We start from the raw sequence: 16,651 nt of genomic DNA, 5'->3' as shown, positions 1-16,651 counted from the left end.
AAGTGCTCAGAAGGGTAATCAGGATAGGCAGGAAAGAAAAAAGAAGAGACAAGAACGGGCTACTAAAACCATCACCAAATGATATACTTTATCCTTAGCCTGACGGCTATGGTGTTTTCACCAGCAAGCGCTATACTGCCGAATTAAAATACCACTGAAGGATAATTGTTGGGAAAAAACCAACAACGGCTAAGGATATATTATATAGCAGAGTCCTTTACAGACTCAGAAAAAGCCTCTAACACGGCGTCAGTCATATATTCTAGCATCTTCTCTTTAGATAATCCCTCAATAGAGTCGTAGGAGATAAAAGAGCATGAAGGCGCCAGTACATGTTTAAATACTGGTCTTGACAGTTCATTCATTACCTTTTCCTTTCTCTCTATTGGGGCAACAATGTGTGCCTTTATATTAAGATTCGGCTGCAAGGCCATTAGGTCTGCCATTCTTAGTATACCTGAATAAATAGAAGTAGTGTGTTCTACCTCAAAGGCACGTACAATAGAGCGGCCTTTTATCCAAAGCACATCAATATTTTCGATGGTGTTCAAGGTGTCGCTATCATAATTGAGTGGTAAATCCTGTAGAACAGAGTTCACTTTTGTCTGCCAAACTTCTAATACCCTGCTCCTATCGTTCTTTGGGAGCCAAATTTTGTAACCCATACGATCACCAATTTCAGCAAGCAGCGCCTGAACCTTAATTGAATCACGTGTTAAGGGCTTTTTAACTGCTAATTCTGTAATCTCATCCTCAACTACAAAATTTGCAGTGTCGTTGTCGCCATCGGAATCAATATTGAAAGGAATAAAATGATCTGTTTTTTTGAGGCTAAATTCTTGATCTAGTAAATCGCAAGCAGGTTTATCTGAAATTGGCTTTGATGCCTGTATGTACTTTAGGCTCCAAAATTTTCCTCCCGTCTGTGATAAAATAGAAATGTCAAACGGTTGGCAATATTCTACTTCTTTCACCTTCAAAGAATGTACATACTTTTCTCCATCAGGCCAAGGCTTTAAATCCGTTAGCTTATCAAGCTTAAAACGAGCGCCACATAGTGTCTTTTTGCCCACTTTGGCTGCTAAATATACTAGGTCGCCAGGTTGCGGTCCTCTGTTCTGGAATCCAGCGACTTTTTGTTCAATACAAATATTGTAGTTCTCTATAGCTGATGAACAGTGTAGTATCCTTGTACTCATTAGGGACGGAGATATCTGTTTTGCTAATATAGGACAAATTTTATATGTTGTTAACATCTCCTGAACTTATCTCCTCCTACCGTTTCACCTTAAACTCTTTAAACCCCGCCAGACTTTCCATTTCCTTCACCTCTACCCTCTCTACCTGTGCTCTGCGAGGCCCTTCATGCGCCCACTGCTCTAGTTGTTTTAGAGCGGCAGGGTCTCCTTCGGCCTCTATATAGACGGTGCCGTCCTCCTCGTTCTGTACAAAACCGGTTATGCCAAGCTCCTGTGCTTTCTCTTTGGTGCTGGCCCTGAAGAACACACCATGTACTTTGCCATATACTTGTATGGAGATATGCTTTCTATTACTCATAAATAAATGATTTGCTGGTTGTATTCTTGTTATCCGTATTTTGTTGTACCTGTAGAAAGCCCGCCTCTGCTTAATGATGGCATGTTCTGCAGTGCCGGGCAAATCCATTGCCGACAGCATTTCGGCTACTTGCCTATAATCCGTCATAGCAATAGAACGTGCCAGCGGACTGGCGGTTCTACAGGTAAATAGCTTCAAACCTACAGGACGCGCCGTTTAGCTCTCCTGCTGCTCATCTTCTTCACACGCCTGCCTCACATCTTCCAACTGGGTTTCATTGATCCATCCCATTTTAACTGCATGTTTTGCAGCTGAAAATGTTTCCTCCACTAACTCCATTTCTACTCCCTGCTCTTTCACCTGCTCCGCTATCGCTCGCACTTCCTTATCACGCTTGTTCGGCGACACGTCCCGGATATAGATGCCCAGAATGCGACCCGGATAATCCTGTGTTATTTGCTGATAAACCTCGGGGTCATGCTGCCCGCTGTCGCCGATGCAGATAAACCTGAGCGAGGGGTATGTGTCGAGGATGTGGCGGATCCGATCGCGCTTATACTCTTGTCCGCTGGTCTCGAGGTAGCCTTCATTCAGGCGGATGCCTTTGTCCCTTAGAAACAGTGGCCCTTCCGGGATATTGTGAGAGCGGAAAAAGCTGATCAGCAGGTCATACAGGTTCCATTCACTGCCCGACACAAAGAAGAGCGGGTTCTGCCTACTGTTGTCGCTGCCCTTGCACAGCGCTCTCAGAAAGCCGGCTATACCTGAGAAAGGGCTGCGCTCAGTCGCGTTCTTTGTCAGCATCAGCTTAAGCCGCTCCAGAAAATGAGCGATTTTAGATACCAGCACCGTATCATCAATGTCGGAAATGATACCGAACGCTGCATCCTCGCCCGGAACAAACACATGTGCTTCTGCTTCTGTCCTGTCTTCCGCTGTTTTCTGCTCCTGTAAAGTCAGCTTTATTTTATAACCGGTGCTGCTGTAATCAAAAGGTGCGTCTGTTCTGAATTCCGCTTCAAAGAAACCTTCCGGGTCAGTCTCCAGCTCTATCTTCTGGCCGGCGAAGGTTGCTGTTAGCTTTATACCCGGTATTTCATCTGATTCATAGCGTTTGTAGGTGTTTACAAGGTGCGTCAGCGTGCTGTCTTCGTCTTTCGATTTTTTTAGCTTTTCATTTTCAAGCACTCTTCCCTTTACATACACATATTTATCGTTACCAAAACCATAGTAAGGCATAATGTTAACCGGGTCCAGTAAATGCAGCTTTTCTTTTGCTTTATACTTTGCCATAGATAGATTATGCTCCACCTGCTGAAGGGCCGTTAGAAGGTTATTCTTTATTTTATGTGTTACGTCTGCCATAAAGCTGTAATGTAATGTGCTTGAACGAGCTACAGCCAAAGGAGTTAGATAGAAGCAAAAAGGATGGAGTAGAACGTTTACCGGAGGCAAATTTGTTATGTAAGAGGCGTGTATAGCTGCATACAGTAAATGTGATTATATTGGCCGCCCTGGCGTTCTTAGCCGGGATTTATAGGAGAAAGAAAACTATGTCATTATTATTTAACGATTTCAAGAGCTGGGAAAAGCATTGTGCCGAAACCGGAGAACCGCTGTACCAGCCGGTGCTGGAATACGAAATAGAGCAGAAAGGCCGCTCAGAAGAATACATCTGGGAGAACATTGCCAAAGCGTATGAGGTGATGAAGGATGCGGTGCAAACCGGTCTTACAGAAAACATGCAGTCCCGCTCAGGCATGGTGAACAACAGCGCGAAGAAGGTGGCGAAGGCGCCGATAACGGTGCTGTCACCGGAATTTCAGATGCTGATTTCACGTGCACTGGGCGCCAAAGAGGTGAACTCCTGCATGGGCCGTGTGGTAGCGGCTCCCACAGCAGGCGCATCGGGCATCTTACCGGGCACGCTTACCACCTTGCAGGAGCTGCATGGACTGGAGGATAGAAGCATACACGAAGGCTTGCTTGTAGGCGCAGGCATTGCGCTGATTATTGAGCAAAATGCGTCGCTGGCCGGTGCTGTGGGTGGTTGCCAGGCCGAAACAGGCAGTGCGGCAGCCATGGCCGCAGGTGCTATTGTATATTGCCTGGGCGGCAACGTGGAGCAAGTGTTTACGGCTGTGGCCATCACCATACAATGCATGCTGGGCCTTGTCTGCGACCCGGTGGCGGGGCTGGTAGAGGTGCCCTGCATTGTGCGCAACGCCAGTGCAGCAGCCATTGCCTTTTCCTCGTCGCAAATGGCGCTTGCCGGTGTTAACGCCGTCATTCCGGTAGACCAGTGCGTGGCAGCCCTTGGCGAGGTAGGCGAAAGCATGGAGCGCAAGTACAAGGAAACTGCGGAAGGCGGCCTGGCGAATACACCTAGAGCGCGTGAAATTGAGAAGCTGGTGCTGGTGCAGGACGTGGATATCCTGCCGGACGAGGACGCAGAGTAGCGTTAAACTTTTTGTTTGAAGAGAGCACAGAAAGGTAGGAAGCGAAGGCTTGCTGCCTTTTTTGTTTTCTGGAATATCTGCTGGTAAAAAATATCAAGGAGGCCGGGCAACCACCGGTAGGTGGAGAGGGTCTTCTAATGTAGAAGACACACCATGTATTGACCGGGTAGAGGAGGTTTGTTATCTGGAATAGTTACGGCTGGAGCTTTAAATTGGCGTCATATATGATAAGCCTATATTTGAGAACCTAATAATTTATAATCTGCTAAGCATCAACTCCTAAAACTATGAAAAGCTGTCTTGTAACCTCGTCGCTGGCTTGTATGCTGGCTTTTACAAACTGCACGGTGCCGCACATGGCGGTATCCCCTGATCTTCAGCAAAGCGCGGAAGAACTGCCTATAGAAGGCCGAAAGTTCCTGAAGCCGAATGGCAATTTCCAGATAGGCAACTATACGGTGGCTAACGTACACCGCGGCTGGAGGAATATGGGGGGTTTCTCCATTTTCAGCTATAACAACATCAGCGCCAGGCAGCAGTACGAGTTCAGTTTGCAGGATGGCATGGGCAGCGAGTGGTACGTATTCGGGGCCAGCAGGCTCAAAGACAAGTCACTGCGATCGAACACTGGTGTGACCATAGATGTAGGCCCGAACATGGAGTACTACGCCAGCCATTTTACCTCCCCGGAAAGCGGCCAATGGCACCTGCTCACAGTAGACCCGGGCAATTACCTGGAACGCAAAAAGTTCAGGGGCGAACTGTCTAACCGCAAGACTACTTACACCATTGCGCCTGTATATAAGTTCGAGGGCAAAGGGCTGCCCATGTCGGATGTTATTGGCTACGAATTTAAAGAGGGAGAAAATGTGGTCGGTGCAGTGCAGGTTATCAACAACGGAAAAGTTTGGGTGAGTTCGCAGCTAAACCCTGATACGCGTATGGTTTTGGCCAGCGGCATGGCTTCTCTGCTGCTCTATGAAAAGCTAAATGAATCGGTAGAGAATTTCGAATTTAATTGAAAGCAGTCCCGTTGAGGGGGAAAAGGTAGCGGTTTGATTTTTAACTAATTAAACCCAATTTGAAATATAAACCGTAAGCTTTTATACGTTTACTGTTTATAGCTTCTTTGGAAGCCTTTTTCTCTTGTTCAGCTGATCGTTTATACATGAAAAGATTCTTTTGGTGGTGTGCCGGTGCCGACGATACCATACTTGATAAATGCTCTAAATCAGAGCATATAAAATATGCCGGTATTGGCGCTACTGTGCTGTTTACGGGCCTTTTAGCCAGTATTTCAGGCGGATACGCTCTCTACACCGTCTTCGACGATGCTCTGATGGCCATTGCCTTTGGCTTGCTGTGGGGTGCTGTTATCTTCAACCTCGATCGCTTTATTGTTTCCACGTTGCGCAAAGAGGGCAAATTCTGGAAAGAGCTGCTGCAGGTAATGCCGCGCATCTTCCTGGCCCTGGTGCTGGCGGTGGTTATCTCAAAGCCGCTGGAACTGAAGATTTTTGATAAAGAGATTCAGGCAGTGCTGAAGGAGAAGCAGGCAGAACTGGCCATTGCCCATAAACAACTGGTGGGGCAGCAGTATGTGGAGGTAGATTCCATCAAAACAGAAATAGCCGGCATACGTCAGGAAGTAGATGCGAAGGTGCAGGAGCGCAACAGGCTCTACGATGCCCTTGCCGCTGAAGCTGATGGCACAGGCGGAACAGGCAAGGTAGGCAAAGGCCCTATTTTTGAAGAAAAGAAACGGCAGTACGATAAGGTAGACGAGGAACTCAAACTGTTGCAGGCGAATGCAAATGAACGCATCCTGCAGCGGGAGCAGCGCATTAACGAACTCATGCAGAACTATGACGAGACGGTGGCTGAGGGGCAGGAAAGCTTTTCGAACTACGATGGTCTGATGGCCCGCATCAACGCACTTGACGAACTGCCCTGGCTACCCGTTTTCTTCATCACGCTACTGTTTATATGCTTAGAGACAGCACCTATATTCACGAAGCTTATCTCCAGCAAAGGTCCTTATGATGATATTCTGAAAGGTATTGAGCACGAGCGTACGACGCAGGAGATGCAGCGCGTAGCCGAACGCCAGCAGCAGTACGATACCCGTAAAACGGTGGCCAACGCGAAGTTCGCGGCCCGTACCGATTATGAAGTGGATGCCAAGCGGGAGGAAGAGCGCCTGAAGTCTGATGCCCACCTGGAGGTAGTGCGGGAGTCTGCTGCAGTCTGGAAAGAACGCAAACTCAAAGACATCCATCGCAGCCCGGACACTGCTGCAGAGCTCCTGAACGACGGCGAAGAGAACGGGTATTATAATTGGTAATTAAGTAGTTTGTAGATAGATTCAAACCGCCTGGACCTTTACTGGTTCAGGCGGTTTTGTGTTAGAAAAGAGGGTTTCCAACCTATTTGTCAGAATTAGGATTTTCAGGATTTATAGATTGACAGGATGAAGTAGTGCTCAAATGCTCTTCCAGACTTCCTGGTCCGGAAGCTAACTGTCGGGGATTTTCTAATCCCCGTGTACTACGCTGTCCGGCACGCGGATTAGGAAATCCGCTTCAGGTTTAGTTCTGGACAAAGATGTCCGGAACAGCACAATACACCACAGTGCTCTCTCCTGCCCGGCACCCAAAACTGCTACAGGTAAACAATCCCGGCTTTTTGTTGTAAATTTGCATAAACAGCTGTAAGCTATGGCAGAAACCTATGCATCTGATTTCGGAACAATCCTGCTCTTCCTGATAGGGGCTGCTATTTTTGTGATGATTGGCCTGTTTACGAGCAAAGTGATTCGTCCGGACCGGCCCAACACAGAGAAGCTTTCTACCTATGAGAGTGGCGAGGAACCGATTGGCAATGCCTGGATACAGTTTAACCCACGGTTCTATGTGGTGGCGCTTATTTTTATCATTTTTGATGTTGAGCTGGCTTTTCTGTTCCCGTGGGCAACGGTGTTTGGCCGCCGGGAGCTGATTGAGGCTACCGATGGCGTTTGGGGATGGTTTGCCCTGATCGAAATGTTCATCTTTATTGGTATTCTGGTGCTGGGCCTCGCCTACGCCTGGGCCAAAGGGCATTTAGACTGGATTAAGCCGGAGCCAGTGGTCCCGAAAAGCCGTTCTAAAATACCGGTGGACATGTATCAGCGCGTAAACGAACGGCAGTACGGCCCAGGTAAAGCAGAACCAGAAACTACGGAACCCAGGGCATAGCAACTTTAGTTTAATGTTTGAATAGAAAGAATGGGGCATTAAATACTTCCCCATTCATCATATATAATATCACCCAATATGGAAGCAAAGACTGGAGAAGGCGGAATAGTCATCACAAAGTTAGACGACCTGTTGAACTGGGCCCGGCTGACCTCGCTGTTCCCGATGGGTTTTGGATTGGCCTGTTGTGCCATTGAAATGATGGGTGCCTATGCATCCGGCTACGACATGGACCGTTTCGGCATTATTCCGCGCGCCTCACCGCGCCAATCTGATGTCATGATTGTGGCAGGTACCGTTACCTTTAAAATGGCTGACCGCATACGCCGCCTTTACGAGCAGATGCCGGAGCCGCGCTACGTTATCTCAATGGGTTCCTGCTCTAACTGCGGTGGCCCTTACTGGGAGCACGGCTACCATGTGGTGAAGGGCGTGGATCGTATTATTCCTGTGGATGTGTATGTGCCCGGTTGCCCGCCAAGGCCAGAGGCTTTGATAGGCGGCTTCCTGCAGCTGCAGGAAATCATTCGGAAAGAAAGCATCCGTGCCCCAAGAGCCGTGCAGCAGATTATGGCAAAGCGCGCGCAGTAGGGGCAATTGGTAGCTGATGGAGACAAAGCACCAGAAGCAATTCATCATTCATAATTCAAGAAGCCGTGTCTTTCGAGGAGTTAAGAGATTTTATAGTTGATGCATTTGGTGCGGAGGTAGTGGTAGCCGAAAAGACAGATAACCTGCAGTCCTACCTCGTGCTGCAAACAGAGCGCCTATCAGAAGTGTGCCTTGCCTTGCACGACCACGAGCTAACGTACTTCGATTTCCTCTCCTGCGTGACCGGCATCGACAACGGTCCGGAGGCAGGCACCATGGAGGTAGCCTATAACCTGTACTCCATCCCTTACGACCACCACCTGATGCTGAAGGTGCAGGTACCGCGAAACAATACGCAGGACCAACCGATACCGCAGGTGCCTACCGTCAGCCACATCTGGCGCACCGCCGACTGGCACGAGCGGGAGGTGTTCGACATGGTAGGCATCTACTTTAAAGACCACCCGGACATGCGCCGTATTCTGTGCGCTGCCGACTGGGAAGGCCACCCTCTCCGCAGAGACTATGAACTGCAGGAGTACTACCACGGCATTAAAGTGCCTTTCGACCAGCACAACGAGCTGAATGGATTCAAAGGGGAACCGCAGCAGCTGGTAGGGCAGCCCACACCTTTCTCAGATAAGCGCGAGAAGCCGGAGTAGTAGATTTGAAAATTTGGAAATTTGAAGATGAAGAGATTTCACCGATACGGATATGATGAACTGGCCGTTGTACATCTATTTTCCTAAATGCGACAGTTTAACTCTCTAACTTTCTAACCCTTTAACTTTCTAACGCTTTTGTCATCCACTCTCTATAAAAACTACCTGCTGCAGTCAGAGCCGAACAAGTTCAGCCTGGACAACCTGAAAGACGGCGAAATGATTGTGAACATGGGTCCGCAGCACCCGAGTACGCACGGCGTACTGCGCCTCGAGGTGGTAACGGACGGGGAAATTGTGACGGACGTGGCACCCCATATAGGTTACCTGCACCGCTGCTTCGAGAAGCATGCCGAGCACATGGCCTACAATCAAACCATCCCATACGTAGACCGCATGGATTATCTGGCGGCTATGAACTCAGAGCACGTGTGGTGCATGGGCGTGGAGAAATTGCTGGGCATCACAGATCAGATACCGAAGCGGGTGGAATATATCCGGGTATTGGTAGCGGAACTAAACCGTATTGCCTCGCACTTTGTGGCTATCGGCACCTACGGCATCGACATTGGCGCTTTTACGCCTTTCCTATGGATGCTGCGCGACCGCGAGCACATCCAGCGCCTGCTGGAGTGGGTATCTGGCGCACGCATGCTGTACAATTATATCTGGGTAGGCGGCCTGTACTATGATTTGCCCATCGGTTTTGAAAAGCGCTGCCAGGAGTTCATCGACTATCTGCAGCCGAAGTTGGACGAGATAGACACAGTGCTGCTGGAGAACAAGATATTTATCGACCGCACCGCTAATGTAGGCATACTTCCGATGGATGTAGCCATTAATTACGGCTGCTCCGGCCCCATGCTGCGTGGCTCCGGCCTGAAATATGACCTGCGCCGCGTAGACGGTTACAGTGTATACCCGGAACTGGAGTTTGAGGTGCCAACCGGCACCGGCCTGGTAGGCAGCGTGGGCGATTGCTGGGACCGTAACTATGTGCGGGCGCTGGAGTGCCGGGAGTCAGTAAAAATTATACAGCAGTGCCTCGACCGCCTGCAGGGCGACCACAAACGCACTCCAGACTTTGACCCACAGGCAGGCTGTCCGAAAAAGCTCCGCACCACCGGCACGCAGGAACTGTATTTCAGGGCAGAGACGCCGCGTGGCGAATTAGGATATTTCTTCCGGACAACAGACCGCAGCGATATGCCTTTCCGCTGCAAAGGCCGCTCTCCCTGCTTCTCTAACCTGTCGGTGCTGCATGAAATTGCTAAAGGCTGCATGGTGGCCGATCTCATTGCTATTGTCGGTTCCGTAGACATTGTGCTGGGCGAGCTGGACAGGTAAAGGCATTAGTATAAGCAGATAGTATAACAAAATGTACGTCCTGTATAAAACCCCTGGCAGTAGCACGCGTTAAATTTTACGTAATAATTCCGTAACATCAAAAACGGAAAAGACTCACGCCTACTGCATTTATATGAGATTGAACAAACTTCTAACAATACACCTACTTTGGGTAAGTGTGTTGTTTGGTCCTGCTGCAGCTGTGGCACAAGTGCAGCCACAGCCCCAAAAGGCTACCCGAACCGATACGCTTAAGGTGATATCGGATGATGCGTATATACCGCCAGACACAGTACTTCCCGGGCAGAAAGAGCCATTTACAAAGTCGCAGCGCCTGGAGGGTGATAATAGTCGCTTCTTTAAGAGGGCTGTTATTCCGGCTGCGGTGCTTATCGGTGTGGGTGTCTACACCACTGGGGGCAGGGGCATTATAAACAGCCAGGATATTTTTGACTACAGGACCAGGGTATTTCCTGAGTTTGCCACCAACGCCGATGATTTTCTGATGCTGGCGCCACTGGCAGGACTGTATGGATTCAATCTTATCTCTTCGCAGAACCGGCACGAACTAAGCCGGCAGACATTGTTATTACTTTCTGCCGGGGCACTTACCTCGGCCATTGTATGGCCAACAAAAGGACTAACCGACATAGACCGCCCGAACGGAAAGTCACATGCCTTTCCGTCTGGCCACACCGCCTATGCCTTTACCATAGCCACTTTTATGGATAAGGAGTTTCGCCATAAGAGCCCCTGGGTAAGCGTGGTAAGTTATGGTATTGCGGGCGGAACAGGCGTGCTGCGGGTGCTCAACAATGCCCACTGGATGTCGGATGTGCTGGCCGGAGCCGGAGTAGGTATACTTTCTGTGAATACGGTATACTGGATACATGCCAAGTTAACTGAAGGAGGCGGGTTGAATACTGCTGTGGTACCAGTGATGTTACCAAACGGTAGCCCAGGTGTAGGATTCCATATGCAGTTTTGATAAATAATAATCTGATTTACAGGCCGGGGCGCTTTTTCTGTAGCAGGACAAGGCGCCTTTTCTTTTATCTTTACCAAATGCCACTATCACGCTTTCTCCTGCTGCTCTGTATTTTGACTTTTATTAGTGCGGCTTCCTATGCACAGGTGCGTGAGGTGCAGGGAGTGGTACATGATGCCATAACCGGAGAGGCGCTTCCGTTCGTGAGTATAGCAGCCAATGGCGGAGAGACGGGCACCACTACGAACCTGGACGGAGAATATCGCTTGCGGCACAACCGCCCGATTACGCGGCTCCGTTTCAGCTATGTGGGTTATGCCCCGCAGGTTATTTATCCTGATTCTTCTCAAAGAATAGATGTGTTCCTGCAGCCATCAGCAGCACAGTTGCAGGAAGTTGTAGTGCTCGGAACCGGTGAAAACCCAGCGCACCGCATTATCCGGCTGGCCCACCAGAACCGTGACCGGCACCGCCCCGAAAACCTGCAGGCCTACACCTACCGCACCTATAATAAGTTTGTGCTGACAGCCACCGATGCCCGCGAGTTGGATTTAAGCGACACGCTGCAACTCTCGCCACAGGACTCCGCTTACCTGAGAATGCGGAATTTGCTGGATCAGCAGCACCTGTTTCTCCTGGAGAGCGTGACGGATTACGCTTTTCTACAGCCGAACTTCACAAAAGAGACCATACTGGCCACGCGGGTATCAGGCCTGCAGCAGCCGAGCTTTGGTGTGGTAGCAGCCGAATCGCGTGAATTTTCTGTGTATGATGACATGCCCGTGTTCTTCGGGAAACGCTATCTCAGCCCCCTGAGCACAGGCAGTATACGGAAGTATGATTTCGTTTTGCAGGAAACAAACATGGTAGGGCAGGATACGGTGTTCATTATTTCCTTTAAACCACAGCAGGGAAAGAACTTTGACGGACTGCAGGGGCTGCTGTACATCAACAGTGATGGCTGGGCAGTACAGCATGTGCTGGCGCAAACTACTGCCGGTGACGACAAGAGCGGCATAAAGCTGCAGCAGCAGTACGAGCAGGTAGGGCCGCAGCAACAGTGGTTCCCGACAGAGCTGGATGTGGAGTTAAGTGTGCAACAGTTCAAGTTTATGGGCCACCAGCCATACGGGCACCTCCGCACTTACATCACTAACATTAACCTGAACCCAAACCTGCGCAAGTCTGACTTTGGCGTTGTTGCCCTGCAGCAGAAGGCAGATGCGCACCTGCAGCCCGATGATTTCTACCAGGGCTATCGCCCCGACTCGCTCAGTGCCCTGGAGCAACGCACTTACCAGCGCCTCGACAGTGTGGGCAAAGCTAAAAACCTGGACCGCACCGTTCGTATTACGGAATATCTAATGGCCCAGCAGATCCCCATTGGCCCTGTTAGCGTGGACCTGAACCGCCTGCTGCGCATAAGTGCTTTCGAAGGGCTGCGCTTAGGTATAGGAGCTCATACAAACGCATCGTTTTCTGAGCGTTTTAGTATAGGAGGCTACTACGGGTATGGTTTCAGGGACAAGAAAGCAAAATATGGTGCGGATGCCGCTGTGGTACTGCACCAGCCATCAACGCTGCAGCTAAAAGCCACATTTTTCGAGGATGTGCTGGAGCCAGGCGGCAGGCGCTTGCCTTTTCAGCAGCGCAGCCTCCTGGGCGATGTGCGTCCCGCTTTACTGCCTGTACTTGACTATACCACCCATAAAAGCCTGGCACTGTCCGGGAGGCTGCTCCGTTACCTGCAGGCGCAGGCAATGCTCCGGCAGGAACAACGCCGGACTACTTTCGGCTATACTGCCGCTGATGCGCCGCAGCCCGCTTACAATCTGACAGAGGCCGTGTTAAGCTTCCGGTATGCGTATGGCGAAAAGTTTATGCAGCAGTTCAACCAGTTGATGCCCATGGCGAACGAGTACCCGGTGCTGTGGCTGCAGTATACCCGTGGCATAGATGGTTTGCTGAACGGTAATTACGGCTATAACAAATATGATGTGCGGGCAGAGGCCACCTTCCGCCACCGCACTTTTGGCGAAAGCAATTTTACCTTGGCCGGAGGGCTGGTAGACGGTAATGCTCCGTTTGTTAATCTTTACAACGGCTATGGCAGCTACAACCGGGAATATTATATGTATGCGGGCGAAGGTTTTGAGACGATGTGGCCGTATGAATTCTTCTCCGACCGCTATGCCGCCCTCTTCTTCTCACAGAACTTTGGTAAGCGCCTCCTGCGTACCCGTTTCTTTCAGCCAGACTTAATTGTTGTCTCCAATATCGGGTTTGGTGACCTGAAGCAGCCGCTACAGGATGTAATCCCACAGGAAGCATATCAAACCATGGAAAAGGGCTTTTTTGAATCAGGGCTACTGCTGGCCAATATTATCAGCTCCCCTTTCGCAGGTGTCGGTGTCGGGGCTCTGTACCGCTATGGCCCCTACTCTTCTGATGCTCCGAAAAATAACCTGAAAATCAAGATGACTTTAACAGTCGCTTTTTAAGTTGTCTGACTGGTGATTACTTGCCTTGTAGGTTTGGCAGAAGCTTTTATCCCTCATCTGATTTCAGGAAATAAGTGGTTTCTTATCTTCTAAAGAAGAACCTCCATATTCAAATCTTAGTATATTGAGGAAACTCATCCGTTATCTATGAAACTTCTTACCGCTGCACAAATCAGGGAAGCTGACGCTTATACTATTCAGGAGGAAAATATGGCCTCGTTGGAGTTGATGGAGCGTGCCGCCAGGGCTTTTACCGGTTGGTTTGAAAACAAGTTTTTACCGACGGAAGAAGTCTTTGTTTTCTGTGGCCCTGGTAATAACGGCGGCGATGGACTGGCAGTAGCACGCCTGTTGCATCAGCGGAAGTACAAGGTGCAGGTATTCATAGTGGGTGATACTGCCAAAGCCTCCGAAGATTTCAAGGCAAACCTGGAGCGCTTGCCGGAAGAGGTGCAGGCGCAAACGATAGAAGAGGAGAAAGACATTCCGGAGCTGCCACTGATAGCCTGTGTGGTGGATGCACTCTTTGGCACTGGCCTAACCAGGCCCCTGACAGGTTTGTATGAAGAGGTAGTAGAGCAGCTGAACAACAGCGGCGCCTGCATTACCTCCATCGACATGCCTTCCGGGCTTTACACCGACAGCCAGACTCCCGAGGGTTGCACGATCATAAAAGCAGACAACACGATTAGCTTTCAGCTGCCGAAGCTGGCTTTCTTCCTGCCGCAGCACGAAGAGTATGTGGGAGACTGGCAGGTGGTGCCCATTGGGCTCAGCGAGCAGTTTGTTTCAGGAGTTGAAACGGATTTATACTATACCTCCAGGCGCGATGTGCAGCAGTTGCTAAAGCCCCGCAGGAAGTTTTCGCACAAAGGCACGTACGGGCATGCACTGCTGCTCTGTGGCGGCTACGGCAAAATGGGTGCCGCCGTGTTGGCAGCAAGGGCATGCCTGAGAAGCGGTGTCGGCCTTTTAACTATACAGGCACCGTCTGCGGGTTATACGGTGCTGCAGACAGCGGTACCGGAGGCGATGACACTCACAGATCCTAACCGCAGGCATCTTTCCGAGTTACCGGAAGCCATTGATAAATTTGATGTCATTGGCGTGGGGCCGGGTATAGGGACAGAACCTCCTACAAAAACCGCTATCGGGCAGTTGCTGGCAACTTCGTCCCATCCTCTGGTGATAGATGCAGACGCTATCAACATTATTGCCGGCAGTGATAGGCTGAAGGAGCAGCTTCCGAAGAATAAAGTTATTTTCACGCCTCATCCGAAGGAATTTGAGCGCCTGGCAGGCAAGGTGAACAACGATTACGAGCGCCTGCAGCGCCTCCGGGATTTTTGCCAGGAGCATCAGTGCTATATTACCCTCAAAGGCAGCCACACCGCCATTGGCACTCCTTCCGGCAAAGTGTACTTCAACACCACGGGCAACTCCGGTATGGCAACGGGGGGCACCGGCGACGTGCTCACAGGGGTTATTACAGCGCTGGTAGGGCAGCAGTACAATTTAGAGGAGGCCTGCATCCTGGGCGTATATGTGCATGGGCTTGCTGGGGATTTGGCCCTGCGTACGGTAGGAGACATCGGTATGACGGCGTCAGACCTGATCGACCACCTGCCAAAAGCATTCATGTGCCTGCAGCAGCCTATGTCATAGCCAGGTAAACCAGGCCTGCATGTAGCAGCATGGCGCCGTCAGCCAATACGGCATAATATATACGGGGCTTTCTTTCCGAAGAAAGTAATATGACCATAGCAGCTCCTGCTACACTGCCTATCAAAGCCATTAGCACCAGGCCACTTTCGGTGTTTAGTAAGAGCAGCACATATAGCAGCAGCAGGGCTAAGGAGAGCAGCCTGGTATTTTGCACGCCTATCCACCCTGGAAAGGTGAGGGTATTGGTGTTGCGGTCATAGGTATAGTCCCGTATGTCGAATAGCAGGGCGAGGGCGAGTATGAACAGGAAGCGGCGCAGGAAGAGCCACAGTGCCTCAGTTTCCCACAACTGAATACCTGCATCCATTAGGGGAACCAGGACTGTTACAGCCGCCCAAACATACGCTATCAGGAAGACTTTCAGAAGCGGGACGCTCCTTAGTGGCTTTACCACCTTTTCCTTATACCTGATGGGTACGGTATACCCAATGGAGATAAGAGCCAGGTGCAATAGAAACCAGCCATTTATTCTCAGGTTAAAGCTAAAGTATATCAGTGCGGCAGCAGCTATACTCACAAGCCCCACTCCGGCCAGCAGTTTCTTGTTGCGCTGCCCCCAGGGTGCATGTTGCCCGGGGCCTCTTTGCTGTGGATGGCGCAGAACGCTCTGCACACTGCTCAGGTTATAGGTGAACAGCGTGGCCAGAAAGACAAAGGCAGCGAGGGGCAAAGACACCGGCACTTTTGCCAACAGGTATGTTTCTATCGTCAGGCTATAGGCGCAGAAAGAGATGAACAGATGGCTGTACAGCAATCCCCCTGCTACGCGCTCCAGTAGCGTGTAGAAATCAGATCCTGCTATGCTTCTGCTTCTGTACTGCTTCATCCTTTATGCAAATACGCAACAAATCAGCCTTCACTCAAAAGGCTTTTTATTTCTGGCTTTTATCTGGTTCTAAAACAAAAAGCCCGGCACAGAAAAATCCACGCCAGGCTTAACAGGTAAAGTAAAATTACTAAAGCGCTTTTGCCTTCTTCTGAGGCTCGCCAAAGGTGGTGTTGTACAGGTCAATGCTGTCCTGAATGATCTTGTACGCGTGCTCACGGCCCAAAAACTGCTCTACAATCACTTCTTTGTGCTCCAGTTTCTTATAGTCTTCAAAGAAGCGGCGCATTTCCAGTAAGGTGTGCGGCGGTAACTCCGAAATGTCGTTGATGTGGCGTACTGACATGTCGTTATTTGCGACGGCAATAATTTTGTCATCCTCCTCATTGTTATCGATCATCTGCATTACGCCGATTACCTTCGCATCAATCAGGCACATAGGCTGCACGTCTATTGAGCAGATTACCAGAATATCAAGTGGGTCTTTATCGTCGCAGTAAGTTTGCGGGATAAAGCCATAGTTGGCAGGGTAATGTATAGATGAGAAAAGAACGCGGTCAAGCTTTAGCATTCCGCTTTCTTTATCTAATTCATACTTCGCCTTTGATCCTTTCGGGATTTCAATGATAGCTGATAATACTGCTGGAGCCTCCTCACCGTAGCTTACACTATGCCATGGGTTGCTGATATCCATATTGTTCTCCATATATTTTTTTTTAATGTTGTTTAGCGCCGTCTGTTTTCTGTCTCGGGCATTAT

At 49.9% G+C, this 16,651-nt stretch carries 15 protein-coding genes; 10 read left to right on the top strand and 5 right to left on the bottom strand.

The window, feature by feature from the left end; all coding sequences use genetic code 11:
* Positions 1-200 precede the first annotated feature (200 nt).
* The 3 genes from DXT99_RS24190 to DXT99_RS24180 form a co-directional block, all read right to left on the bottom strand.
* Positions 201-1,199 carry a hypothetical protein gene (locus DXT99_RS24190; RefSeq protein WP_115568170.1) on the bottom strand — a complete coding sequence of 333 codons (999 nt, stop codon included), beginning with the start codon at positions 1,197-1,199 and terminating at the stop codon, positions 201-203.
* 76 nt (positions 1,200-1,275) lie between these two features.
* Positions 1,276-1,557 (bottom strand): acylphosphatase, encoded by a 282-nt coding sequence (locus tag DXT99_RS24185; protein WP_115568177.1) that lies wholly within the window; start codon positions 1,555-1,557, stop codon positions 1,276-1,278.
* A 216-nt stretch (positions 1,558-1,773) separates the two neighbouring features.
* On the bottom strand, positions 1,774-2,922 hold the full coding sequence (locus DXT99_RS24180; protein WP_115568169.1) for an App1 family protein: 1,149 nt from the start codon (positions 2,920-2,922) through the stop codon (positions 1,774-1,776).
* Between the two features lie 188 nt (positions 2,923-3,110).
* On the opposite strand from DXT99_RS24180, the gene sdaAA reads away from it, so the two are divergent.
* From sdaAA to DXT99_RS24130, 10 genes are all read left to right on the top strand, one after another.
* On the top strand, positions 3,111-4,016 hold the full coding sequence (sdaAA, locus tag DXT99_RS24175; protein WP_115568168.1) for an L-serine ammonia-lyase, iron-sulfur-dependent, subunit alpha: 906 nt from the start codon (positions 3,111-3,113) through the stop codon (positions 4,014-4,016).
* 287 nt (positions 4,017-4,303) lie between these two features.
* Positions 4,304-5,038 (top strand): hypothetical protein, encoded by a 735-nt coding sequence (locus DXT99_RS24170; RefSeq protein ID WP_147294298.1) that lies wholly within the window; start codon positions 4,304-4,306, stop codon positions 5,036-5,038.
* A gap of 146 nt (positions 5,039-5,184) precedes the next feature.
* Positions 5,185-6,360, top strand: a complete 1,176-nt coding sequence (locus tag DXT99_RS24165; RefSeq protein WP_115568166.1) for a DUF4407 domain-containing protein — start codon at positions 5,185-5,187, stop codon at positions 6,358-6,360.
* 373 nt (positions 6,361-6,733) lie between these two features.
* Positions 6,734-7,252, top strand: coding sequence for an NADH-quinone oxidoreductase subunit A (locus DXT99_RS24160; RefSeq protein ID WP_115568165.1), 519 nt, complete (start codon positions 6,734-6,736; stop codon positions 7,250-7,252).
* Between the two features lie 78 nt (positions 7,253-7,330).
* Positions 7,331-7,843, top strand: a complete 513-nt coding sequence (gene nuoB / locus DXT99_RS24155; RefSeq protein ID WP_115568164.1) for an NADH-quinone oxidoreductase subunit NuoB — start codon at positions 7,331-7,333, stop codon at positions 7,841-7,843.
* 65 nt (positions 7,844-7,908) lie between these two features.
* A complete protein-coding gene (locus DXT99_RS24150; RefSeq protein ID WP_115568163.1) occupies positions 7,909-8,505 on the top strand; it encodes an NADH-quinone oxidoreductase subunit C in 597 nt (198 codons plus the stop codon).
* A gap of 138 nt (positions 8,506-8,643) precedes the next feature.
* Positions 8,644-9,852, top strand: coding sequence for an NADH-quinone oxidoreductase subunit D (locus DXT99_RS24145; RefSeq protein WP_115568162.1), 1,209 nt, complete (start codon positions 8,644-8,646; stop codon positions 9,850-9,852).
* A gap of 133 nt (positions 9,853-9,985) precedes the next feature.
* Positions 9,986-10,840 carry a phosphatase PAP2 family protein gene (locus DXT99_RS24140; protein ID WP_115568161.1) on the top strand — a complete coding sequence of 285 codons (855 nt, stop codon included), beginning with the start codon at positions 9,986-9,988 and terminating at the stop codon, positions 10,838-10,840.
* A gap of 77 nt (positions 10,841-10,917) precedes the next feature.
* Positions 10,918-13,341, top strand: coding sequence for a DUF5686 and carboxypeptidase-like regulatory domain-containing protein (locus tag DXT99_RS24135; RefSeq protein WP_115568160.1), 2,424 nt, complete (start codon positions 10,918-10,920; stop codon positions 13,339-13,341).
* Between the two features lie 147 nt (positions 13,342-13,488).
* Positions 13,489-15,006 carry an NAD(P)H-hydrate dehydratase gene (locus tag DXT99_RS24130; RefSeq protein ID WP_115568159.1) on the top strand — a complete coding sequence of 506 codons (1,518 nt, stop codon included), beginning with the start codon at positions 13,489-13,491 and terminating at the stop codon, positions 15,004-15,006.
* On the opposite strand, the gene DXT99_RS24125 is transcribed toward DXT99_RS24130, so the two are convergent.
* Both DXT99_RS24125 and DXT99_RS24120 read right to left on the bottom strand, forming a co-directional pair.
* Complete coding sequence (locus tag DXT99_RS24125; protein WP_115568158.1) at positions 14,996-15,892, bottom strand: UbiA family prenyltransferase; 897 nt, start codon at positions 15,890-15,892, stop codon at positions 14,996-14,998. The genes DXT99_RS24130 and DXT99_RS24125 overlap by 11 nt on opposite strands.
* A 130-nt stretch (positions 15,893-16,022) precedes the next feature.
* Positions 16,023-16,598 (bottom strand): inorganic diphosphatase, encoded by a 576-nt coding sequence (locus DXT99_RS24120; RefSeq protein ID WP_220273446.1) that lies wholly within the window; start codon positions 16,596-16,598, stop codon positions 16,023-16,025.
* Positions 16,599-16,651: the final 53 nt, after the last annotated feature.

The organism is Pontibacter diazotrophicus, from assembly GCF_003367245.1.
GTDB classification, from domain to species: domain Bacteria; phylum Bacteroidota; class Bacteroidia; order Cytophagales; family Hymenobacteraceae; genus Pontibacter; species Pontibacter diazotrophicus.
This window is presented reverse-complemented; position numbering and strand designations above follow the sequence as displayed.

Coding starts and splice junctions, on each gene's coding strand:
- DXT99_RS24135 (WP_115568160.1), top strand. CDS start 10,918: ATGCCACTATCACGCTTTCTCCTGCTGCTCTGTATTTTGACTTTTATT.
- DXT99_RS24140 (WP_115568161.1), top strand. CDS start 9,986: ATGAGATTGAACAAACTTCTAACAATACACCTACTTTGGGTAAGTGTG.
- DXT99_RS24120 (WP_220273446.1), bottom strand. CDS start 16,598: ATGGAGAACAATATGGATATCAGCAACCCATGGCATAGTGTAAGCTAC.
- DXT99_RS24130 (WP_115568159.1), top strand. CDS start 13,489: ATGAAACTTCTTACCGCTGCACAAATCAGGGAAGCTGACGCTTATACT.
- DXT99_RS24185 (WP_115568177.1), bottom strand. CDS start 1,557: ATGAGTAATAGAAAGCATATCTCCATACAAGTATATGGCAAAGTACAT.
- nuoB (WP_115568164.1), top strand. CDS start 7,331: ATGGAAGCAAAGACTGGAGAAGGCGGAATAGTCATCACAAAGTTAGAC.
- DXT99_RS24125 (WP_115568158.1), bottom strand. CDS start 15,892: ATGAAGCAGTACAGAAGCAGAAGCATAGCAGGATCTGATTTCTACACG.
- sdaAA (WP_115568168.1), top strand. CDS start 3,111: ATGTCATTATTATTTAACGATTTCAAGAGCTGGGAAAAGCATTGTGCC.
- DXT99_RS24165 (WP_115568166.1), top strand. CDS start 5,185: ATGAAAAGATTCTTTTGGTGGTGTGCCGGTGCCGACGATACCATACTT.
- DXT99_RS24160 (WP_115568165.1), top strand. CDS start 6,734: ATGGCAGAAACCTATGCATCTGATTTCGGAACAATCCTGCTCTTCCTG.
- DXT99_RS24170 (WP_147294298.1), top strand. CDS start 4,304: ATGAAAAGCTGTCTTGTAACCTCGTCGCTGGCTTGTATGCTGGCTTTT.
- DXT99_RS24180 (WP_115568169.1), bottom strand. CDS start 2,922: ATGGCAGACGTAACACATAAAATAAAGAATAACCTTCTAACGGCCCTT.
- DXT99_RS24190 (WP_115568170.1), bottom strand. CDS start 1,199: ATGAGTACAAGGATACTACACTGTTCATCAGCTATAGAGAACTACAAT.